General features: G+C 41.6%; 18 protein-coding genes. 13 read left to right on the forward strand and 5 right to left on the reverse strand.

Annotation, left to right across the window (positions count from 1 at the left end; genetic code table 11):
* Positions 1–128: 128 nt before the first annotated feature.
* From QJ048_RS20105 to QJ048_RS20120, 4 genes are all read left to right on the forward strand, one after another.
* A complete protein-coding gene (locus QJ048_RS20105) occupies positions 129–524 on the forward strand; it encodes a hypothetical protein (RefSeq protein WP_282336219.1) in 396 nt (131 codons plus the stop codon).
* Between the two features lie 11 nt (positions 525–535).
* Positions 536–991: a bactofilin family protein gene (locus QJ048_RS20110; protein ID WP_282336220.1), complete on the forward strand. Its 456-nt coding sequence runs from the start codon at positions 536–538 to the stop codon at positions 989–991.
* 509 nt (positions 992–1,500) lie between these two features.
* Positions 1,501–1,650: a hypothetical protein gene (locus QJ048_RS20115; protein WP_282336221.1), complete on the forward strand. Its 150-nt coding sequence runs from the start codon at positions 1,501–1,503 to the stop codon at positions 1,648–1,650.
* A complete protein-coding gene (locus QJ048_RS20120) occupies positions 1,643–2,257 on the forward strand; it encodes a SprT-like domain-containing protein (protein WP_282336222.1) in 615 nt (204 codons plus the stop codon). The genes QJ048_RS20115 and QJ048_RS20120 overlap by 8 nt, the downstream gene beginning before the upstream one ends.
* 99 nt (positions 2,258–2,356) lie before the next feature.
* On the opposite strand, the gene QJ048_RS20125 is transcribed toward QJ048_RS20120, so the two are convergent.
* The gene (locus QJ048_RS20125) at positions 2,357–2,851 is read right to left on the reverse strand and encodes a GNAT family N-acetyltransferase (protein ID WP_282336223.1); all 495 of its coding nucleotides are present in this window, start codon (positions 2,849–2,851) and stop codon (positions 2,357–2,359) included.
* Positions 2,852–3,277: 426 nt separating this feature from the next.
* Between QJ048_RS20125 and QJ048_RS20130 the strand changes: the two genes are divergently transcribed.
* Positions 3,278–3,865: a hypothetical protein gene (locus QJ048_RS20130; protein WP_282336224.1), complete on the forward strand. Its 588-nt coding sequence runs from the start codon at positions 3,278–3,280 to the stop codon at positions 3,863–3,865.
* Positions 3,866–4,071: 206 nt separating this feature from the next.
* On the opposite strand, the gene QJ048_RS20135 is transcribed toward QJ048_RS20130, so the two are convergent.
* The 3 genes from QJ048_RS20135 to QJ048_RS20145 form a co-directional block, all read right to left on the reverse strand.
* Positions 4,072–5,271: a hypothetical protein gene (locus tag QJ048_RS20135; RefSeq protein WP_282336225.1), complete on the reverse strand. Its 1,200-nt coding sequence runs from the start codon at positions 5,269–5,271 to the stop codon at positions 4,072–4,074.
* A gap of 96 nt (positions 5,272–5,367) precedes the next feature.
* Positions 5,368–6,177 carry a type 1 glutamine amidotransferase gene (locus tag QJ048_RS20140; RefSeq protein WP_282336226.1) on the reverse strand — a complete coding sequence of 270 codons (810 nt, stop codon included), beginning with the start codon at positions 6,175–6,177 and terminating at the stop codon, positions 5,368–5,370.
* A 78-nt stretch (positions 6,178–6,255) separates the two neighbouring features.
* Positions 6,256–8,781, reverse strand: coding sequence for a M14 metallopeptidase family protein (locus QJ048_RS20145; protein ID WP_282336227.1), 2,526 nt, complete (start codon positions 8,779–8,781; stop codon positions 6,256–6,258).
* 307 nt (positions 8,782–9,088) lie between these two features.
* Between QJ048_RS20145 and ggt the strand changes: the two genes are divergently transcribed.
* From ggt to QJ048_RS20160, 3 genes are all read left to right on the forward strand, one after another.
* Positions 9,089–10,780 carry a gamma-glutamyltransferase gene (gene ggt / locus QJ048_RS20150; RefSeq protein WP_282336228.1) on the forward strand — a complete coding sequence of 564 codons (1,692 nt, stop codon included), beginning with the start codon at positions 9,089–9,091 and terminating at the stop codon, positions 10,778–10,780.
* Between the two features lie 147 nt (positions 10,781–10,927).
* Positions 10,928–11,461, forward strand: a complete 534-nt coding sequence (locus tag QJ048_RS20155) for a DUF1572 family protein (RefSeq protein ID WP_282336229.1) — start codon at positions 10,928–10,930, stop codon at positions 11,459–11,461.
* Between the two features lie 206 nt (positions 11,462–11,667).
* Positions 11,668–13,134: a Gfo/Idh/MocA family protein gene (locus QJ048_RS20160; RefSeq protein WP_282336230.1), complete on the forward strand. Its 1,467-nt coding sequence runs from the start codon at positions 11,668–11,670 to the stop codon at positions 13,132–13,134.
* Positions 13,135–13,352: 218 nt separating this feature from the next.
* On the opposite strand, the gene QJ048_RS20165 is transcribed toward QJ048_RS20160, so the two are convergent.
* Entirely contained in the window at positions 13,353–13,925 is a 573-nt protein-coding gene (locus QJ048_RS20165; RefSeq protein ID WP_282336231.1) for a Crp/Fnr family transcriptional regulator, read from the reverse strand.
* A gap of 155 nt (positions 13,926–14,080) precedes the next feature.
* Here QJ048_RS20165 and QJ048_RS20170 point away from each other — a divergent pair, with 155 nt between their 5' ends.
* The 5 genes from QJ048_RS20170 to QJ048_RS20190 all read left to right on the forward strand — a co-directional run bounded on the left by QJ048_RS20170 (position 14,081) and on the right by QJ048_RS20190 (position 24,055).
* Positions 14,081–15,892, forward strand: a complete 1,812-nt coding sequence (locus QJ048_RS20170) for a hypothetical protein (RefSeq protein ID WP_282336232.1) — start codon at positions 14,081–14,083, stop codon at positions 15,890–15,892.
* 246 nt (positions 15,893–16,138) lie between these two features.
* Positions 16,139–18,406: an aconitate hydratase gene (locus tag QJ048_RS20175; protein WP_282336233.1), complete on the forward strand. Its 2,268-nt coding sequence runs from the start codon at positions 16,139–16,141 to the stop codon at positions 18,404–18,406.
* A 349-nt stretch (positions 18,407–18,755) separates the two neighbouring features.
* Entirely contained in the window at positions 18,756–19,490 is a 735-nt protein-coding gene (locus QJ048_RS20180; RefSeq protein ID WP_282336234.1) for a lysophospholipid acyltransferase family protein, read from the forward strand.
* A 242-nt stretch (positions 19,491–19,732) separates the two neighbouring features.
* Positions 19,733–21,670 carry a transglutaminase-like domain-containing protein gene (locus tag QJ048_RS20185; RefSeq protein ID WP_282336235.1) on the forward strand — a complete coding sequence of 646 codons (1,938 nt, stop codon included), beginning with the start codon at positions 19,733–19,735 and terminating at the stop codon, positions 21,668–21,670.
* Between the two features lie 99 nt (positions 21,671–21,769).
* Positions 21,770–24,055, forward strand: coding sequence for a DUF3857 domain-containing protein (locus tag QJ048_RS20190; RefSeq protein WP_282336236.1), 2,286 nt, complete (start codon positions 21,770–21,772; stop codon positions 24,053–24,055).
* Positions 24,056–24,119 lie beyond the last annotated feature (64 nt).

Raw genomic sequence — 24,119 nt, forward strand, 5'->3', positions numbered from 1 at the left:
TTGAAACCAGGCTGAGAAATTGGGAAAAATATTCGCGATTGACAATTCACCATGCACGATAATAATTTTTGAGGTGGTTAGGTGGATAAAATGAACTAAACATTACCTTAGAGCATTGAATTATAACTATGTCGAAAATAGAAGGCACTTCTACACTAAAAAGGCTGAGAAACCGTTATAGACTGGTAATTATGAACGATGACTCTTATGAAGAAGTAGTTACGTTCAAACTGTCGCGGTTAAGTGTCTATGTGTTTCTAAGTACCGTTTTTGTTTTGCTGACAGGGCTCACAGTGGGTTTGATAGTGTTTACACCACTAAAATTGTACATACCCGGTTATGGATCAGGATCTGGCACAAGAGAATTGAGGGAGCTGAAAATGAGGACGGATTCTCTTGAAAAGGCCACAAAATATAAAGACCAATATCTGGAAAGCGTAAAAAAGGTTTTAGGTGGGGATGCTACAGTAAAACTGGACACCAGTTTGCTAAACGTGCCCGAACCTGAAAAATCCACTGAATAAAATCTGATACTATGTTTAAAAACAAGAAGAATGACGACTTCTCTCCCGCAGAAGTTACGTCACCTAACAGTACAAGCCTTGTAGGTGCAGGAACTACTATTAAAGGCGATCTTAGCAGCAGCTCCAACATGCGCATCGATGGTACCATCATCGGGAACATCAACAGTACAGCTAAAGTTATTATCGGGCCAAATGGCAAAGTAGAAGGCGACATTATCGCTCAACAGGCGGATGTTGTAGGTAAAATTACGGGCAATGTGACCGTAAAAGAACTATTACAATTAAAGGACAACAGCGTTGTGAACGGAAACATTGCTGCCGGCAAACTGCAGGTTGAGCCAAACGCTTCATTCAACGGTAACTGCCACATGATCCCGCCAGGAGTTGTTCAAATGACTGAAGTTGAAGAAGAAGCTGATGCAGTTTTGTCTTCCGGTAAAAAAGAAAGATTGGCGATGGCGAAATAATACGAATCCAATTAATAATTAATAAAGAATAATTAATAGGGTTGCAGTCTTTAAAAAATGCAACCTCTTTTTTTGCAGTTAAAGGCAGGGTCCCTTCGATGGCTCAATCGAATGAAAGAGATAATCGCGGAGGCCTTAATTATTAATTACCTGGTCTGGAAATAGACCGAATGATCCCTAGGCCAGTATCAGTTTGGGGATTAACTTTGCCGTACACTTGAATGTAGTAAAAAATCAAAGCTGCGGCAGCAATGGAAAATAAAAGCATATTAAAAGCAATTCAGCCAATAATTTTCGTATTCGTTATTATTACTATTTTAATTTTTGCCTGCAAGGCGCTGTTGCAGACAAACGGTTTTAATGTTGTGGTTCTTGCCTGTGGCAATCTTCTCCTTTTCCTGGTTTCAGCCGGTTCCTTCGTATTATACCAGCGCGGACTGGCGCACACTTCCACCCAGGGCTTCCTGAGAAATGTTTACAGTGGAATGTTCCTAAAACTTATGGTTTGCATGATTGCAGCCTTTGGATATGTTTTTGCAGCGAGGCAAAATGTAAATAAGCCTGCGCTTTTTGCTTGCATGGGAATGTATTTAATTTATACCTTTTTTGAAATGCGCAGTGTATTACATTTAAGCAAGCAGCAGAAAAAAAATGCCTAAATCAGAACAACCCTTACATAGTTTACAAGTATTTATTCCTCAAGGTTCGTTAGAGCCTGTGCTTCATTATATTCATCAGTTCAAGGTGCACCTTACGATCACACGTGAGCGGAAATCTGTACTGGGAGACTATCGCCATGCTGTGCCGGGAAAAAATCACCGCATTAGCGTAAATGGGAACCTTAATCAATACGCATTTCTTATTACACTTATCCACGAGCTCGCACACCTTGTGACCTTTCTGCAATTCGGCAATAAAGTACAATCGCACGGAAAAGAATGGAAGGCCTTATATAAAGAACTACTGTCACAGTTTTTGCATAAAGAAATTTTCCCTGCAGATGTAGAAAAGACACTATTAAAATCCCTGAATAATCTTCCCGCCAGCAGTTGCGCGGATGAAAACCTGATGCGTGTTTTAAAAAAATACGATCCCGTGAAAGAGGGAATGAAGCTTGTAGAACAAGTGCAGGAGGGCGAAAACTTCACCATCGAAGGAGGCCGCGAGTTCAAGAAGGGTAAACAACTCCGCAAACGCTTTCAATGCATCGAAATAAAAACCGGCAAAGTGTATTTGTTTAGTCCTGTGTACGAAGTGTACGCTTAAAAACAATTTGAAAATGTGGGAATTTGAAAATGTGAAAATGCTTTGTGTGCGGAATGGTAGTTACCGGGCGGGGACCACAATTTTCAAATTAGCACATTTTCAAATTTTCAATTGTTTAATCATCCACACATCACATCCAAAATGCCCCGAATTTCCAAGTGGTGCATCAAGATATTGAAAGCCGAATTTTTCATACACTAATACAGCCTTTCGCAGCTCTGGCAAGGTTTCGAGGTACATTCTCGAATAGCCTTCTTCTATTGCATGTGCCATACATTTGTCTATAAGAAATTTTCCAAGCCCTCTCCCACGCACAGCTGATGACAAATACATTTTTACAAGCTCGCAAGTATCAGAGGGTAAACCTTCCGTTGGAAAAATGCCTGCGCCGCCAACCACTTCATTATTTATGAGTGCTACAAAATAAACACCGCCCGGTTGTTGAAAGAGTTCAAACAAATTATCTGTTGTAGGATCGAAGAACACAGTCCCCGGTTTGTTGGCTCCAAATTCCGCCAATGCGTTTCTCACAATTACAGCCAGGGCTTTATTATCTTCTGGTCTTATCCTCCTTATCTCTATATTTTCGTTCATGCGGTAAAGTTAACAACCGGGAGAACGCGGTTCATCCCAACGTTGTTTTACGATGTGCGCTAAAATTCGTTTTTTTCAAAAAAACGTGATTTACATAACTACATGATAATCAAAGATAGTGGGGTGTGCAGTTTCTAACATCGGATATAGTATTTCTACACAACTATGACTGAACGAAATTTCGTTTACCAACAATAGAAAAATTGATTTATGCTTATCTGCCTCCTCTGCATCACTCGTCAAAATCAATAGGAATCAGCATTTAAAATCCGGGCCGACCTTTTGTTAACATCTATGAACTCCGAAATAACGTTGTTGAATAAACGAGAATAACATCGTGCTGATTTATTTTTTTATCAACCAACCTCATACCTGTTTGTTGCTAAAAAGTTATTCTCTAAACTTGCCTTCATAAATCCTACTTCAATGAAGCCAATTACTGCCTTGATGATCTGCCTGATGGTGTCGACCATTGGCTATTCGCAGTCATCACCCACCCCAAGAAAAGGTAACTTTTCTGAAACAATGACCGCGGTTTTGAAAGACTTTACATTTAACTACAAAAACATCGCCGGAGATCTGGTTCTCTCACAAGGAGAAATTGACAACTACGCCTCCAATATAGAACTGGAAGGTTCTGAAAGTTGCATGATCACGCGATATCACTCAGCTCTGGACACCACCGCAAGCTGGCAAGCCGTTATGGGGCATTATGACGAGTACGATAAAGCAGCCAAAGCCTACAGCACTTTTTATCGAAATCTCAACAACGTAAAAATCAGATTAATTGATGGTTCTATTCTATTCTTAAAAGGGAATTATGAATCACCAAAAGAAGAGTTGCAATTTGTAACAAGTGCTTTGCATCTTCAAACAGGTGATGACCGTTACAAAAATTTAAAAGTAGAGCTCGAACTTCTTTATGAAATGAACGGCTGGTTGATCAACATTAATGTGGTTACAAAAGAAGACGACAGCAAAGTACGTCCCGACTGGATGGGAAAAAACGACTAAATATAAAGGATGTTAATTTCGTTTTTCTAGGATGTGGTGCAGAGTTTCTACTCTGCACTTTTTTTATTTAGAGAGCACACAGATGACACTGATTAGACTGATTTACACGGATCTTTTTTTAAAGCTCAATCATCTTGCATTTGAAATCTAATGCTACACAGAATGCATTCTTAATTCTTAATTCTTAATTCCTAATTCCTAATTTTTCACTCTTCAAAAAAGCACACACTCCCTCCTACCCAAGTCTTATTCTTGTTGTATCGCGTGCCGATCATTTTTCCTTTGCTAAGGCGAGCGAGATTGAGGACTGCCCTTGGCCGTGACCAATCTTTGTTCCACAAATACATGATGCGGATCTCTGCTTTTGCTGGATCGTTTTCTTCGGGAGTTTTAATGATGTTTGCGTATTGTACTTTGCGTTGCAATATCCAGTTTTCGGTATCGTTTATTTTTTCGATCTCTTCTGCTGTTACATCAATAACCACACCTTGACCGGCGAAAGAGAATAAAGGTTTTAATACATAATTTTCCAGATCAGCAGGCAATTGTTTTATTTCATTAAGGAAAAAAGTTTGCGGCACATATTCGTGTCTCAAAAAAGGGAGCGTGTATTTACTGACGCGGTAAAACCAATTGGGATGCGGGATCCATTCAACATCGAAGTCTTGCGTAATGTCGACCATGTTGTCGAATTCGTGACGTCGGGCTCTAAGTTCATCAGTGATGATACGATTGTAAATTCTTTTGATCAAAGTCTTTTTGCCGTCGCGCATGTAGAACAATTGGCGACCGTCCTGTATCAATTCAGAAATACAAATGGGCTTGATTCCAGTGTAAGCTTCAGTGCAATAAAAATCTATTCTCGTTTTTTGCTCGTGCGGCTTTATCTCAAGCAATACTACATTCTCAACCGATATATTATCTACAAGGATCTTCTTAAATTCGTTGACAAAACTTTCTTTTGTATAACCATTTAAGTATTGTGTGAAATTTTCAGGCACATACAAATGCTTGCGCATGATCTCCGGAAACCATGCATGAAAAGCATACATCGAAGGAAATCCCTGCATTTCGATTAGCATCGGCTCTATTTCACCATTTTTATTTTCGCAAATACCAAAATCAAACACCAGCATTTGACAAGGAGATGTTTCGTTGGCAAAACGTTCGCCTTCAGGAATTGATTTTTTTGTAAGTTCCATGAATGCAGAATCTACAATAAAATCAATGATGCTTTCGCAAGCTTGCAGCACTTTATTTTTAAATGCCTTATCAACAAATACCGGTGTTTCCGCCAAACGAAAATCGATGGCACCAGGATATGATTCATCCAGCTCATTCAGAAAATCGCTGTAGGCTTGCTCAGTGAACTGTTTGTTGTATTCTCGACGAACTTGCGGGATCATTGGTTATTATTTTCTGTCTTTGTTGAATGTTGATTAGGGCGAATACAAATCGCCCCTACAAATTTCAAATCATAAAAATCATGACAATCATGAAAATCAGCGTTCTTTCTCAATCGCGTTTTTCAAAAAATTTGGCAGCATCGTCTCATACGTCCACAATATCTTTTCCGGATTGCTTAATGCTTCCACGATTGACTGCCATTTTTCAAAGCTATATTTTTCGATGATGTTTTGTTTCTTAACGGGGTTTTCTAAATGAACGAGCATCCCCTGTGCATCGGCCTCAGGATGAAACTGCACACCTACCATATACTCATTAAAACGCACACTCATGATGGCTCTTTCCAATGGCACATGCGGGCGTTCTTTTTCGATACACAATATTTTCGCTCCGTGTTTTTCTATTTGTTCCATATCAGGTTGTATCACTTGGTAGTCGCGACTATCAACTACATAAAACGGATCGGGCAAACCTTCAAACAATCTTTCGCTTTTACCTTCAGGTAAAAGATGAACAGGGAACACGCCAAACGCCGTTGATTTTCTTTTCGCAACCTGTGCTATTCTAAAATGTCTGCAGGCTAATTGAAACGAATGACAAATGAAAAGCATATGCTTCTTTCGCGTACCCGGTTCAGTATTCCAGCGTCGCAACCTTTCTATAAAACGGAAATAATTTACTTCCCAATCCACGTCTTCACTTTCCAACGGGGAGCCGGGGCCACCACTGCTTATATAAATATCATAAGAAAGATCGGGAACACTATTGCTCAAGCGCACTTCAAACTCATCGTGTACGATCGGCAAGTTATTGTCTGTTTTAAACTGATCAATAATCTGCTTTAAGCATCGCATACCTTCGTTTGCGTGTCCCTCGTAAAGATCCAGAATTGCAATTTTAATCATGTTTTGAGGTTTGAGGCTTCAGGCATAAGATGTAAGGCGTTTAAACTTCAGACCTCATACCTTATACCTCACTCCGTACTAATCTACCATAAACACCGCATTACAAAACAACAGCTTTCCGTTCTCCCAAAAACTTCTGAATAGAGGATTATCAGCAAGGTATACCACCTTACCCCTACCCATTTCCTGCACGCCAAACAGCAAGCCGTCTTTTAGTTTTTCCTTTGTTTTGCTGCCCGTGAAGCCGGCAATGTAATTATCTTTTCTCAATACACCCACGTTCCAGCCTTCTTTCATAAACTCGTAAATATTTTCATCCTGTTTCAGCGTGTAATAAAAATCAGGATAACCGAAAGCAAGTGGATGCGTATTATCAAGTTCTACTTTAAATATCGATCCCGGAATACTGTTTACCAACACATCACGGTCGCGGTTTTCGTAACGATGCAGTAACGAATAGTCTCCTTTTATCACATCGTCTTTTTTATCATCATCAGGCACTTTTGATTTGATTCCCCAATCTGCTTTTGCCATTTCCATCACTGCACTTTGTACCGCAATTATTTTTCCGCCTCTCTTCACCCAGTTCTTCAATTCATCGTTGGTGTTTTTTTCATTGAAGAAATCATAATCACCATCCGGAATGATCAGCACATCAAAACTGTTCCATGCCACTTTTTGCAGATCGCTCACGTTGATGAGCGACACCGGATAATTCAATTGCTGATCAAATAAATGCCAGATTTCACCCATGTTCAACGACGTCACTTCTTTTCCCGCCAGCAGTGCCACACGTGGAGATTTGATCACATGCACCTTGTCCGAACCAAAATCAAACCCTTTATCCACGAGGCCCGAACTTACTGCATAAACTCTCACGTTTGCCTGCTCTGCGGCAGATTTAATAATTTGTTCCAACGATTGCGAAAGCGTATTGTTTCCTGCTTTGGTAAGAATCAAACTTCCTTTATCAAAATCTTCGCTACCTATTTTGAATGATCTTTCAGCATAGCGAACTTTCAATCCTTTTTGTAAAACTGCCGTAAGAAATTTCGCGCTGCTCATTCCATTCCACTGCACCACATAACCGTAAGTTGTTGGCGGCAATGCAAAGGTCGTAATTGAATCAGGATTTGCTTTGGTAGTTGTGGTAATATAACTTTTCAGTCCATACGTTTCCAGTCCATAAGCGAAAGGCAACGACCACGCAGTAATATCATAAGTAGCTGAATCACTAAGCTTTGATACCCTTTCAAACAACACCCTCAAAAGATTTGATTTTGGTTGATTTGCATTCACAACGATGTCACCGATCGCCGCTTTAAAATTTTCCTGCTTGCCGGTGAAATAGTTAAGCCCGTTTAGTTGTGCGTTGTTTACCTGCAAATACGACCACAATATTTTATTACGGTTTAACAGTTTTTTCAAACGATCGAGCTTGTCGCCATCATCTGCTTTTATTACATAGCTTTTGAAATCTCCCAAAGGCGAACTTATTGCGTTGTTATAATACTTGTGAAACTCCTTCACCAGCTTGTCCGCATTTTGCGAAGCGATTTCAATGGTTGAAATACCCGTGGTGAAATGATGCATCACACGATCATACAAAGTCAATGTGTCGCCTGCATCAGTAACCACAGCGAGCCCGCCGCGATTGTTACCACCCTGCTCGTAGGTCATCCCTATTGCGCCATTATACAATGGATAAGTATCACCATAACTTGGGTAGAATAAATCAAACTGCTCTTTGGTGAAATACAGCCAACCATTTTCATCAAAATATTTTGCATTGTTTCGACCAATGGTTGTTTGAAAATTTCTTTGCCATTCTGTGATCACTTCATGAAAAGGCTCTGCAGCCGGTGCGAAATAATAAGGGTTGTTATAAGACTGTTCATGAAAGTCGACATGAATTTGTGGTAACCATTCATTGTACTTCGCCATTCTTTGCTGGCTCTCAATTTGCGTTTGCCATGCCCAATCACGATTAAGATCAAAATTGTAGTGATTGCTTCTGCCGCCCGGCCACGGCTCACTATGCTCCCGCGATGCAGGATTCGGGTTTGCCTTTTTTCCTACCACTTGATTGAACCAGTAAACATAGCGATCGCGGCCATCAGGATTCATGCATGGATCAATGATCACTACTGTATTTTGCAAATAGTTTTTTGATTTCGTGTTTGATGGATTAAGCAACTCGTAAATAGTAAGCATAGAAGCCTCAGATGATGAAGGCTCGTTGCCATGCACGTTGTAACTCATCCATATGATAGCCGGCGTCTTTTCTGAAGCGTTCGCTTTATCTGCGTCAAAGCCTGCCAGCTTCAAATTATTCTGACGAATATTTTCAAGGTTGGTAATATTTTCTTTCGTTGAAATAAATGCCAACAACAGCGGCCGTCCTTCATTGGTTTCTCCGTATTGCTCCAGCTTCACCATGTCTGGCGATTGCTTTGCCAGATAGTTAAAGTAATTCACAATTTTATAATGAGGCGTATACCTGCTTCCTATCTTGTAGCCAAGAAATTGTTCAGGGCTTTGCAGCTGGGCAAAAGATGTTATTGCAATTAAACAAACAAGAAAACAGCTAATGAATCTTTTCATCGAAAATTATTTATCATGAATGGTCAATCTTGAATCAGCATTGTTATACAAACACCAAAGCTCGGCAAGAGTTTCTTACCACAGAGTTCGCATAGATTTTTTTCACAGAGGAAACAGAGAGTGGTGACTCCGAAAACTAATCTCCTTCACTCTGTGAAAAAAACCCCTTCCTCTGTGGTTAAAAATAAACGCACCCTTAATGTGGCTTAGTGCCCTGAGTGACTTAGTGGTAATCCTGGAGATGCGAAGCATCTCTTCACCCTTCACCCGAATATACTTAAATTGCAGATAGAGAACATTTTGAAACATGAAAAAACATTTAATTGTTTTGCTGCTTGTCTTTTCGCAGCTTTCGTATAGCCAGCAAATAATTCAACCTTTTGATTACAGTATTCAGAAAAATTTCAAGGGAAAAAACGGAGCGGTGGTGAGTGCCCATCCACTGGCGAGCCAGGCAGGACTTAGCATTTTAAAGAAAGGTGGAAATGCGGTAGACGCTGCCATTGCCACACAGCTTGCTCTCGCAGTTGTATATCCGGGAGCTGGCAATATTGGGGGCGGCGGTTTTATGGTTGCGCATTTAAGCAATGGGAAAAATGTAACTATCGACTTTCGCGAAATGGCCCCCGGCAAGGCTTCCCGTGATATGTATCTAAACGCAAAAGGTGAAAGCCAGTTGACTCTTAGTCAAAATGGACATCTTGCAAGCGGTGTCCCAGGCACAATTGCAGGTATTTTTTCTTCTCTTAAATATGCACGGCTACCTTTCAAGATTTTGATACAACCTGCAATTGATCTGGCCGAAAAAGGATTTGTAATTACCGTACCGGAAGCAAGAGGATTGAATCATTACAAAAATGATTTTTTGAAATACAGTTCAAAAACTTCAGCCTTTGTAAAAAATACACAATGGCAAAAAGGCGATACGCTTATTCAAACCGAACTTGCCAATACATTGAAACGCATTCGCGATAATGGCGCAAAAGGTTTCTACGAAGGCGCCACAGCGAAAATGATCGTTGAAGAAATGCAAAAAGGGAATGGCATTATTTCTTATAATGATCTTAAAAATTATAAAGCCAAAGAAAGAAAGCCGGTAGTTTTCAAATACAAGGACTACACGATCGTAACGATGCCATTGCCTTCAAGTGGCGGAGTATTGTTACCCATGATGATGAAAATGATTGCAAACCAGCCGATGCAAGACTACGGTTTTCATTCAGTAAAAGCAGTTCACTTAATGACGGAAGTTGACAGACTCGCCTACGCCGATCGTGCAAAATTTTTAGGCGACGTTGATTTTTATAAAGTGCCGGTTAAAACACTTACGAGTGACGCATATATTGCCGAGCGCATGAAACTGTACGATCCTGAAAAAGCTGGCGTGAGCACCAAAATTGGTCCCGGAGAAATTCCCCACGAAAGCGATGAAACGACGCACCTGAGCGTCTATGACAAAGATGGAAATGCGGTGGCGATCACTACCACATTAAACGGAGGCTACGGCAGTCGAACGGTTGTAGCCGGAGCGGGATTTCTGCTTAACAATGAAATGGATGATTTCAGTGCAAAACCTGGTGTTCCGAATATGTATGGTGCAGTGGGCGGTGAAGCAAATGCAATTGCTCCTCACAAAAGGATGTTGAGTTCTATGACGCCAACGATTGTTTTGAAAAACGACAAACCGTATTTGGTTGTGGGAACCCCCGGCGGCACAACCATTACAACCTCAGTGTTTCAATCGCTGGTGAATGTGCTGGAGTTTAACCTTAGCCTTGATGATGCAGTAAACAAACCAAAATTCCACCATCAATGGCTGCCGGATGAACTGGTGGTAGAAGAAAATTTTCCTGAAGATGTATTGGAACAATTGTCGGCAATGGGTTATACTATTAAAAAAGTTGGCGGCATCGGCAGAACCGAAGCGATAAAAATTGATAAAGGAATGATAGAAGCCGTAGGCGATCATCGCGGAGATGACAGCGCGGCGGGTTATTAATAACTGAATAAATTGAATAGACTGAATAAACTGATTGGTTGAAAGGTAAAGAGCAAAATCGAAATTAAACATTCAGTCTATTCAGTCCATTCAGTTTATTCAGTCATTTGCTAATCATGCGGCTATTAAAATTAAAAACACACTACCATGTCAACCTCTCTCCTCGTACAAAATGCCATCAAGCATTTCACCACTTACAAAGGATTGGCGGATAAAACATTTGCGCAGCTAAGCGAAGAGCAAATGCATTATCAGCCGAATGACGCATGCAATAACATTGCTATTCTTATTCAGCACATGAGTGGCAATATGCTTAGCCGCTGGACAAACTTTTTAACGGAAGATGGCGAAAAGCCCTGGCGCAACCGTGATACAGAGTTTAATGATCAAAACCTAAACAAAGAACATTTACTTGAGCTTTGGGAAAAAGGTTGGAAAGTATTGTTTGATACTTTGCAAAGTTTGAAGGAAGAAGATCTTTCAAAAGATATTTTCATTCGCACCGAACCACAATCCGTTACTGACGCTATTGTAAGACAAATTGCTCACTACTGTGGTCACGTGGGACAAATTGTAATGCTCGGCAAAATCATGAAAGCCGGCGATTGGCAACCGCTTTCTATTGCAAAAGGACAATCGGACTCATTTAACAAGATGATGCAAGATAAATTCGGAAATTAAGAATTAAGAATTAGGAATTAAGAATTCTTTCTGTGTTGCTTCAAGCGTATCGTTCAGCAACACAATGTCCTGAGAAGTCATAACATCATGAATTCTTAATTCTTAATTCTTATTTGTTTTCTACCCACATTTTCAAATTTTCAAATTACCATATTTTCAAATTTTGCCTCTATATTAGTTTCTCAAACAACAACCAACGATCAGCTATGCAAAAAGATTCACCGAAAAAACAAGGCGACAACTCACGCAGAAAATTTATCCGTAACACCACTACTGCACTTGCAGGGATGTATATTGTACCACGTCACGTATTAGGAGGTAAAGGCTTCGTCGCTCCCAGCGACAAGCTTATTATTGCCGGCATTGGCGTAGGCGGTAAAGGCGAAAGCGATATCGATATGTTCAACAAAAGCGGCAAAGCAGAAATTGCTATCCTATGCGATGTAGATGAACGCCGCGCTGCAAATAGTCGCAAGCGTTTCCCAAATGCAAAATTCTACAAGGACTATAGAGAAATGCTGTCAAAAGAAGGAAAATCGATTGACGCGGTTTCTGTTTCTACACCGGACCACATGCATGCTGTACAGGCAATGGCGGCTATGCAGATGGGCAAACATGTGTACGTGCAAAAGCCACTGACACATGACATTTACGAAGCACGCATGCTTACACAAGCTGCCCATAAATATAAAGTAGTTACGCAAATGGGAAACCAGGGTGCCAGCAATGACGGCGTAAGGCAATTGACAGAATGGTACCGCAGCGGCGTAATTGGCGACATCACCGAAATTTTCTGCTGGACCGACAGACCTGTTTGGCCACAAGGCATTCAATGGCCGGCTGCAAAAGCAGAAGTACCTAAGGAGCTTGATTGGGATCTTTGGTTAGGTACAGCTCCGCAAAAAGACTACGTTAACAACCTTGTACCGTTCAATTGGCGCGGCTGGTGGGATTACGGCACAGGCGCATTGGGCGATATGGGCTGCCACATTATAGCTCCGGCTTTTTCGGTTATGGATCTTGGTTACCCAACCGAAGCTGAGTGTAGCGTAGGGTCTGTTTATGTAGGTGAATTCAAACGTGGTTATTTCCCTGATAGCTGTCCCCCTTCTTCGCATGTCACTTTGAAGTTTGCAGAAAAAAATGGCAAGCCGGGTGTTAAGCTTCACTGGATGGATGGCGGTATTCAACCGGAAAGGCCAGCTGAGCTTGGTCCCAATGAGCAAATGGGCGATGGCGGCAACGGAGTAATATTTGTGGGTACAAAAGGGAAAATGATGTGCTCTACTTACAGTCTTAACCCACAGTTATTGCCCACTTCTAAAACTGCGATTACTAAAGTGCCACAAACCATTCAACGCGTACCCGGCGGCGCGGATGGACATTATGCAGCATGGGTAAATGCGGCAATGAAAGGCTATGGCAGCAAAGAGGCCAAAGAATTAAGTTCCAATTTTGACATTGCTGGTCCGCTTACAGAAAGTATTTTGATGGGCAACCTCGCAATCCGCAGCTATGATATTCGCAAAGAAAAACAAGGCGGCGGGTTCACATACCCCGGTCGTTACATCAAACTTTTGTGGGATGGCGCAAATATGCGCATCACCAACTTTGAAGACGCGAATCAGTTTGTGAAGAGACAGTATAGAGCTGGCTGGAGCCTTGGCGTGTAGGAATGACGAATAACTGAATGGTTGATAATTATGCTCTGCAAGGCTTCTAGCCTTGCAGTTTTATTTTGTCGCCTTGGGCAACAGCTCTGCAATACATCGCCCAAGGCGATAGCATGGAGCTGCAAAGCTACAAGCCTTGCAGAGCGGTCAATAAGGGTTTTCTTAGGAGGCTCAGTGCCCTTAGGCCTCAGTGGTAAACGAAAGCGCTGCACAGAGGATCAAATTTTTCTTCCTCTTATTCTACTTAATGTTTCCAATGTAATGCCCAGGTAAGATGCGATGTGTTTTAGCGGGCAACGCAAAGCTATTTCGGGATATGTTTCAAGAAGATATTGATAACGTTCAAACGCATCTTTTTTGCGAAGGTTAAAAAGTCTGTCTTCACTTTGCTTGTAGTAATGTTGAGTAAGCATCAGACCCACGAAAGTGAATGAGTGATATTTCTCGTACAAGTGCATCAAATCTTCGTAGGAGATATAGTACATAACACAATCTTCAATAGCTTCGATTGATTCATGACTTGCCTGCTGATCAAAAAAACTTTTTACAGAAATGATAAAATCATGCTCCTTCATGAACCAGGTGGTCACTTCATTTTCTCCTTCTTCATAAAAACTTCGCAGGAACCCTTTTTCTATAAAATAGACGTCTGTGTAAACCTGCTTTTGCCGGAGCAAAAGCTCTTTTTTCTTCAGCTCCATTAGCTTCAGGCGTATGGCTATTTCATTTAGAACCTCCGGCTCGAGCGGGTGAAGGTTCAGGAGTATGTTTTTCAGCGATTCCGGCAGCATATGTTGTCAGGTAATTTTTTCGTATCCGGACAAGCGGTCTACAGTATTAAGCATCCAGCCTATTTACTAAAGAATAACAATCCGGGACTTTTATTTTTTTTAAAAAATTAGTATTTTAGGCAGGTAAACGCACCTCCACCAAAACTTTCGAACCAATGAAAAAGAGTCTTGCCCTCTTTGTACCGCTATGTGTACTCCTAATTTACATTTTTTCTTGTGGCAAAGAAAACAGTTCCGAACCGAATTATAATGCCACGATTTCCACACAATGGGAATTCAAAGAAGGTTCAAACAATTACGGCGGCACCATCGACTCGGCCTTTATGCAGGCTGGTTCCAGCGGTGCGAACGTTGCAGTGACCGGAAGGTCCAGCGACAAAACAGGGCTGATACTATTTGCCATTGAGAATTTCGATACAACTAAACCAGCAACTTACCAGGTCAACCATGTAGGTTTCACCTACATGAAAAACAACGCGATCATCTACCAAAGTGATACCGGAAATTTTCAGATCATTATCACCAAAATCAGTGCAACATCAATAAGCGGAACTTTTTCCGGCACCGTAAAAGATCCATTTGGTGCCAGGAAGCAAATCAGGGACGGAAGATTTACGTTAACGCTTAAATCAAATATTCCGCCTCCTCCGGCAGCAAAAGACAGCGGCTGGGTGAGCTTTTGGGCAAAAGGTAATCCTAATGGCGGTGGGCCGATAAAGGTGAGAATAAATGACAAAACAGAAACCATCAGCGTGTTTACGTCCTCTGCTCCTGCCGACTGCCAAACAGCGGGTACAGCAAGATTCAAAGTGCCTGTTGGAACTTATACATGGGTAGCTGCTTCAAACACTCAGGATTCGGTTAAGGGCACCGTTACCGTTAGCAAGGGCGGGTGTGAAAGAAAAGAAGTTGTTTTGCAACAAACCGGACCAGTTATGGGCCAGGTGGAATTCTGGGCGAAAAACTCCTGCACCGAAGGTGGCAGTATCAGAATTAAGATTGACGGAAAAGACGAAAAATCAATAACCACTTTTACCAGTACCGAACCATCTGATTGCAGCCTCTCAGGTTGTGCCACTTTTTCTTTGTTACCGGGCGAACACTCATACAAGGCTTATTGCGGTAAGTCAGACAGCATGGAAGGAAAGATCACTATAACTGCAAATCAGTGCATTAAAAAACAAGTAACCTTCACCGTTGCTGCTGCAAAGTTTGAACTTACAGCCACCAGCTGTTCTTCTGCCACCTTCCAGGGCAGTTACTACACGGGCGTTGCGCTTACTTCCGCGAATGCTGTTACGATCAGTGTAAACGTCATCAGTCCGGGCACCTATACGATAACCACCGGTAAAAGCAATGGCATTTCGTTTTCCGGCAGCGGCACCTTTACCACAACAGGTGTACAACAGATAACACTATACGGTTTAGGAACGCCGGGAAATGACGCTATGGCAAATGTTCCGATTGAGGTAGGTACCTCCAGATGTAGTCTGCAAATTGCAGTTAGCGCACCGCCGCCAACATCCGGCTCCTGGAGTTTTACCGAAGGTGGCGTAACATACAGCGGCACTTTTGGAAGATACAATAGCTTCGGCGACGATCTTGTTTCCGGCAAAGTAATGACGCTATATGGCTCCGCCTCTACCGCCGACACAACATTTAGGATCAATGTTCATTTCAATGGCTCGCCTTCACAGCCTGTACCAGGCAATTATGTTTCCGAGCCAAATAGTTTTGCCATTAATTCTACTGAGGTTACAATGTATACAGATCTGCCGCCAAACGCGAAATATATCTATTACGAAAAATGCGGCACTTGTGCATTGTCCAATCTCAAAATAACGGTTACCATTTCATCTTATGATGCGGCTACGAAAACAGTTGCCGGCACATTCTCTGGCAACGGGTGGAACAAAAAAGGCGATGTAGTAACTATTTCAAACGGCAAGTTTAAAGCAACTTTATAGCACCTATTATTGCTTACGCCGAATGCCTAACGCTTAATGCAGCTCAATTTTCTGCATTAAGCGTTAGGCATTCGGCTTTCAGCGTTCAGCTGTTTTTCTCAATGTTCATTTTCAACCAGTTCTATTTTTTAGTAAATTCGCAGCACTTTTTACGGCTGTCCCAGGCAATAAAAGAATTTTTCCCTCTCTGATTGACTATGACCGCCGTGTAAAGCATTCATTGTCACAATTCTAAACATAATACACATGGCTTTCGATTTAGACCTGATCAAAAAACTTTACGCCGGTTTCGGTGCTAAGGTGGAGACTGCCCGCAAAGTTGTTGGACGTCCGTTAACGCTAACAGAAAAAATATTGTATGCCCACCTCTGGCAAGGCGCAGCTACCCAGCCTTTTGAAAGGGGAAAAAGCTATGTTGATTTTGCTCCGGATCGCGTTGCCATGCAGGATGCGACTGCGCAAATGGCGCTTTTGCAGTTCATGCAAGCGGGTCGTGATAAAGTTGCCGTTCCTTCTACTGTACATTGCGACCACCTGATTGTAGCTAAAGAAAACAGCAAAGTGGACCTTGACAGAGCAGTTCACGAGAGCAGCGAGGTTTATGACTTCCTTGCTTCTGTTTCTAATAAATATGGTATCGGTTTCTGGAAACCGGGTGCGGGTATCATTCACCAGGTGGTGTTGGAAAACTACGCTTTTCCTGGCGGCATGATGATTGGTACAGATAGCCACACGGTAAACGCAGGTGGCTTGGGTATGATTGCTATCGGTGTTGGTGGTGCTGATGCCTGCGACGTGATGGCCGGCCTTCCTTGGGAGTTGAAGTTCCCTAAACTGATCGGTGTAAAACTCACAGGTAAATTGAATGGCTGGACCGCTCCTAAAGATGTTATCTTAAAAGTTGCCGGTATTCTTACTGTAAAAGGTGGTACCGGTGCTGTTGTTGAATATTTCGGCGAAGGCGCTACAAGCATGAGCTGTACAGGTAAAGGTACTATCTGTAACATGGGTGCAGAAATTGGTGCAACCACTTCTACATTCGGTTACGATGAAAGCATGAGCCGCTATTTGAAAGCAACCGGCCGCGAAGAAATCGCAACTGCTGCTGACGCTATCAAAGAACACCTTACTGCAGATGCTGAAGTGTACACAAATCCTGAAAAATATTTCGACCAGGTTATCGAAATCAACCTGAGCGAATTGGAACCACACTTAAACGGACCATTCACTCCGGATTTAGCCACTCCTATTTCTAAAATGAAAGAAGAAGCTGCTAAAAATGGCTGGCCTACTAAAATCGAAGTGGGTTTGATCGGTTCATGTACAAACTCTTCTTACGAAGATATCAGCCGTGCAGTGAGCCTTGCAAAACAAGTAAAAGAAAAAGGTCTTAAAACAAAAGCAGAATTCACCATTACTCCTGGTAGTGAGCAAGTTCGTTTCACTATCGAAAGAGATGGTTTTCTTGATATTTTTGACCAGATCGGTGCAAAAGTTTTCGCAAATGCCTGCGGGCCTTGCATTGGTATGTGGGACAGAATGGGTGCTGACAAGCAAGAAAAAAATACCATTGTTCACAGTTTCAACAGAAACTTTGCTAAACGTGCGGATGGTAACCCTAACACTTACGCGTTCGTTGCTTCTCCTGAATTGGTTACAGCATTGGCTATTGCAGGTGATCTTTCTTTCAACCCGCTTACAGATACTTTGATAAACGAAAAAGGTGAGAAAGTAAAACTGGATGCTCCAACAGGTAATGAATTGCCTCCAAAAGGTTTCTCTGTTGACGATCCGGGTTACCAGGCTCCGGCTGCTGATGGCAGTGGCGTTCAGGTAGCAGTTTCTCCAACCTCTAACCGTTTGCAATTGCTGGATCCATTTGCTTCATGGGAAGGTACAGACCTTAAAGGTTTGAAACTCCTGATCAAAGCAAAAGGAAAATGTACAACTGACCACATCTCTATGGCAGGCCCATGGTTGAAATTCCGCGGTCACCTTGATAACATTTCCAACAACATGTTGATCGGTGCGGTTAACTTCTTCAACGAAAAAACTGACCTTGTTAAAAACCAGTTGACTGGCGAATACGGCGCAGTTCCTGCAACTCAACGTGCTTACAAAGCAGCAAACGTTGGTTCAGTAGTAGTTGGTGATGAAAACTACGGTGAAGGTTCTTCACGTGAGCATGCGGCTATGGAGCCTCGTCACTTAGGTGTACGTGCGGTTTTGGTGAAATCTTTCGCCCGTATCCACGAAACCAACCTGAAAAAACAAGGTATGCTGGGATTGACTTTTGCCGACAAAGCAGACTATGATAAAATTCAGGAAGACGATACAATCGATATCAATGGCCTGACTCATTTCGCTCCAGGCAAACCATTGGAACTGGTATTGCACCATAAAGATGGCAGCAGCGAAATCATCATGGCAAATCACACTTACAACGATCAGCAGATCGAATGGTTCAAAGCCGGTGGCGCATTGAACATCATTCGCAAGCAGTTTGTTAAGTAGTAAGTTTTAAGTAATACGTTTTAAGTTGGCAGCGAAAGTTGCCAACTTTTTTTATTTTAGAGAAGACACGTGGATTTTAAGATTGTATGATCGGTGAATATTAGGTAATCAGCAGTTGAGGTATTATTGGGCCATTGTTGCGTCGCACACTTGTACAGCAGAATTTCTATTGAGCGAAGAATATCGGATAGAGCGAAGCCGTTGCGCTTACTTAGCCCGTTAACGGCCGCATTCTCCTTTTCAAGTTTTATATATCAGTTTGACGAAGTCATCTTTTGATTCGCATGGATACTTTAAACTTGCAGCCTCGCAATTGCGTACCTGGTTCAAAACTATTTATTGATTTTTTATGAAAAAACTCTTAGGATACATCTTAACACCCATTTTTTACTTTGTATTTGGGCTAATACTTTGCGTGTTCCATGTAGCGCAAGTAATTGCACTAAGAATATTTGGAAAAAATGCGCATAAGAAAACAGTAGATGTAATGAATTTTTGTCTCTTATACAGCCTTTGGATTTTAGGAACACGCATACATATAAAATACAAGTTTAAGCCGCCCGTGGATAAACCAATCATCTTTGTAGCCAACCATCAAAGCCTGTATGATATTGTTGGCATTATCTGGTTCCTGCGCAACAATTATCCAAAATTTGTTTCTAAAATAGAGCTCGGCAAGGGCATTCCAAGCATTTCTTATAATCTTCGCCATAGCGGAGCCGCAATGATTAACAGGAATGATCCCAGACAAGCAATTACTGCAATAGCAAAACTTGGAAAACTAATAGAAGAAAATAATTATAGTGCGGTAATATTTCCTGAGGGCACAAGATCAAAAGATGGAACAGTAAAAGGTTTTGCCGCTGCCGGGATCAATGCGTTATTGAAAAAAGCTCCTGACGCATTAGTTGTGCCTATAGTGATCAATAATAATTGGAAACTAAACCGCTGGCGATTTCCCATGTCGGTCGGGGAACACATAAGCTGGACCGTTCTTCCCTGCATTCAAACCACAGGCAAAGAAATCGCAACTATTGTCTTAGAGGCGGAGAACGCCATAAGGGCTGAACTAAGTAATATTTAGTGAGTTAGCTGCAAATCAGCAACAGCACTTTGCTTCGCTGCTCCGTGAAATTCACAAGCACTCCGCGCCCCTTTGCACCTTTGCCTGCCCGACTAAAGTCATTCAGGCGGGCGTGAAGCCTTCTAACACATTATCGAAATATCTATTTGACACAACGACCATTTTGTCAAATATTTGCATCCTTTGGTAATTTCACCATCTTAATGCATCTTATATAATTATCAGTAAAAAATAAACCCCTTATGCTAAAAACCTTGTTAGGCATTGCTTTGTGCCTGTGCGTGAACGTATCCGTTTTCTCGCAGTCCCAAACCGCAGACAGCGAAGGCTCTCAGCAAGCCTCTAACCTTAAAAAATTGGATAAAAAGGCAAAGTACGGTGCTTACCTCATCAACAAACAAATTGAATTCGGCACCTCCAAAGGCATCAACGGCCAGCCCGTAGTTACCGCCGAAGAAACCGGAAATATTGAAATGGCCAGCATTGAGGAGAAAGCCATCGTTGGGTACATGCTACCTTTTAATACATTCGTCAAACTAAAGGATTACGACTTCCAGATTTTTTACAAGAACAATTTCAAGACCCAAAAATATCCGCCGGAAAGAATTTCGCTTACCGATGAAAGCATTTTCCAGGACGACTCCTACGGCATGGTCTACGGCTTTAAAGCAGAGGAATCGGGCCAGCGCTGCCGTTTTAAATACAACTATCAATACACTGACGCGAAGTATCTGACACGCTTGTTTTTCCACGAATCTTTTCCTGTAAAACAGCAAATCATCACCTTCAAAGTGCCCTCCTGGCTTGAGCTGGAAATATTGGAAAAGAATTTCGACGGCTACAAAATCAAGAAAGAGGTAAAGAAGGATAAAGACTATACCATTTACACTTACAAGGCAGATGATATGGCGGGCGCAAAGACAGAAAAAATGTCGCTGGCGAAACCTTACTATCTTCCACACCTGATCCTAACCGTTAGAAGCTTTACAGTAAACAAGCAAAAAATAAGCGGCTTTAAAAATGTGGACGACATGTACACCTGGTACAGCCTGCTCTACAAAAAAGCCCAAAACAAAACGGACGTTTTGAAGGCTCAGGTAACCAAACTAACAGCAGGCAAAACGACGGATGAAGATAAAGTGCGTGCCATATATTACTGGGTGCAGGACAACATCCGCTACATTGCCTTTGAAGAAGGTTATGCAGGCTTTGTTCCCGAAACAGTACAAGATGTTTACAATAACAAATATGGCGATTGTAAAGGCATGGCCAACCTTGTTACAGAAATGCTGAAACTTGCAGGCTTCGATGCCCATTTCTCATGGATCGGCACAAGGGAAATTCCCTACGATATTACAGATGTACAATCTATGTGTGTAAGCAACCACGCGATATCTGTGCTTTACCTTAAAGGCAAAACATACTTCATCGACGGTACTGAAAAGTATGCTGCGCTTGGAACAAACGCCAGCCGCATCCAGGGCAAGAAAGTACTGGTTGAAAATGGCAGCTCTTACAAACTAGAAACAGTGCCGCAGGAAAACATGGAGAACGACAAAATAAATACCGTGTCCAACCTTGCTATCGACGGCGATAAACTTACCGGACACATGACTGTTACTTTTGACGGTGAATCCCGCCACTTGTTCCATTACATTTACAACAATGTGCCTGTCGACAAACGTAAAGACTTTGTAAGCAGCCTGCTGCAGGTTTCCGGCGAAAACACGGAAACTTCCAACATTAAAACATCTGATTTTACGAACAGGGAAATTCCTATCACCGTTGAAGGCGATATAGAAGTAAGCAACCAGATCACAGAAATTGATAAAAATATTTACACAACCATCGACTTTTTCCCACGCAACATCATGGGCTTTATGCCGGGAGAAAATAGGAAATCGCCAATCGACTTGGGTAACGCTTTTGTAGCCACAGATAAAATAATGCTGAAATTGCCTGCCAGTGCAAAGCCCGGTTCAATGCCAAAAAAATTCACTGCAAACTTCAACAAAAACCAGGTGGATGCAGAGTACGCATTCAACAACGGTCAGGTGACTTTACAAAAGAAAACAGTAATGGCTTCGCCTGTGATACTGCCTGTCGACTTTGATGCGTGGAAGAAATTTGTCAGTTCCATAAAAGAGTTTAACCGCAGTAGTATTTCCATTATTGAATAAACACTTACAACTCCTTTACACAACAAATGTAAGATGGTGAGTTCGGCACAATGCAGTTGTCATTTCTACAGACCATCTAACCGGATAAAATATAACCAGATGAAAAAAAGTATTTTAATCATAACCTGTGCCTGCCTCGCTTTGCAAAGCATGGCGCAGCGCCACATCAATAAAAACGAAATCAGCATCATTGAAAAAAATCTCAAGAGCGATCCCCTTCTTACAGATGATAAAGACTTCAGCATAAATGCCTCTCCACAATGGTCGAGCGAAGGCGCGGTAATTCTATCGCAAAAAACCAGTTTTAGTTTCGACAAAAAAGGCTTGAGTGCAGGTACAATTATCGGCCGCAATTTAGTTGGCTTGTTGATGGCGCTGCCTACATTTGGCTACTCCATTTATGGCGCCAATGCAGGCAACGGCGCCACTAAAATGATAGTGGAAGAAACAGAAAGAAGAAAGCTTTTGTTAAACGACAAATATTCGCTTGAACAATATTCTGTTCTTTACTTCAGGCTGTATGCAGAGAAAGATGCGTTTGCGGCACGTGTGATAAAAAAGGATGGCTCAACAAAAAATGTTGACATAGAAGACGCCATTGCAGTTGATAATCCAAGCGCCGTTCCTGATATCTTTAGAAGTTATACCGACAGAAGATTTTCTTCCACCTATCGTCCTAACTACTATAAAATAGCAGTGCCGGATCTGGAAGAAGGAGATGTTATAGAATATGAATTCAGAAATATCAATTCAAAACAATTTAGCAACAATCCATCTTACAAAGAGTTTTATCCGGTGTATTACGTTTGCAACAGATCAATGCCTGTTGTAAAACAAATCATAGAAGTAAACGTGGAAGATGAAAAATATCATCTCGCTTATAAAAACTTAAAAAACACTCCGGCCTTTACCGATGCCACAGACAAGCACGGCAACAAAGTGTACCGCTGGGAAGATGATAACCGCGACAAATATGGCAACATAAAATTTGTAAACAGATACACAGAATTGCCTGTAATGAAATTCCAGGTGAAGTATGCCAAGAACAACAGCCAGGGCTTGATATGGTTTAAAAGCGATGACGATATTAAGAAAGACATGCAGCCGGAAGAGTTTGTTGAAAAAACAAAGATTATCTGGTTTGAGCCAAACAAAATGCAGGGCGCGGCATTCGGCGATGATGCGAAAGGGAACATCAGTGCAATGGAAAATGCGATTTACAAAGAATTGAAAAAGCATGGCATCAACAGTGCAAGCGATGATGAATATGTACGCAAAGCTTACTATTCTATCCGTTCTAAAACGGTGTATAATAATTGGGACGATTACACTTTTGCTAAAGTTTTTTCCGCACTTTTAAATGAAAGAAAAATTCCGCACGAAGTAATTGTAACTACAAATAACCAGTTAACGGATCTATCAAAAGTGGCCTTTACTTCAGAGCTTGGCTGGCTGATCAAATACAACAAAAAATATTATTGCAACCCGGATGAACATTTGAATCCAGAAGAAATGCCGTCTATTTACAATGGCAACCTTTCTGTAAGATTCAATCCTAATAATACAAAGGAAAAGGAAACTGTAGAGCCGCTTCCTGTTTCTGATACGCTTGCCAACTCAATAACCGTACAGGTTATGAGCAAAATGCCAGACGTTACTCAATCTATTTTAAGTGTTGAGAAAACAACAGAAGCCAAAGGTCTTGTAAAGAGCGCTTACATAGATGATGCGCTTGCGCTCACTCCTTTTATGGAAAGCGATTACAGAAACTATGATGGCACCGGCATGTGGGAAGGTTTAAGTTCTGTAGAAGAAGAAAAAGCTACGACTGAATTTAACCATCAAAAAAAGGAATGGAAAGAAGACAAACCGCTAATGATGGAAGAGAATGCCAACGACCTCTATAACGATCAGGTGGAAAAATATACGAACTTCCGCGTAGTTGATGATGGCCGTAGCTACAAAAAAAATCAGCTCAAATACGTAGAGAATTTTTCGCTGAATGAAATGACTTCAAAAGTTGGAGAAGACATTATCATTAAGATTCCTTTCCTTATGGGCGAGCAAACAAAAATTAAAAAAGCGGACCGTACACGTACATTGCCTATCAACATCAACTACGAAGGCAACTTTACATACAACATCGCGTTCGACATTCCCATAGGCTACACTATTAAAGGATGGGAAGCTTTGAATGCACGAACAGACAATGAGTTTGCAAGTTTTACCAGCAAAGCAAAAATTGTAAATAATCAACTGTTGATTCAAGCTAAGCAGGTATTTAAAAACGTAAACGTAAAAGCCGAAAACTGGCCGGCTGTAGTTACAGTTCTGGATGCAGCATATAATTTTTCTCAAAGGAAATTATTGCTGAAGAAGATTTAGGAGAAACCTAAAAGTTTTCAAGATATAAGTTGGCAGCGAGAGTTGCCAACTTTTTTTATGGCAC

The organism is Pinibacter soli (assembly GCF_029961145.1).
Lineage (GTDB): Bacteria > Bacteroidota > Bacteroidia > Chitinophagales > Chitinophagaceae > Pinibacter > Pinibacter soli.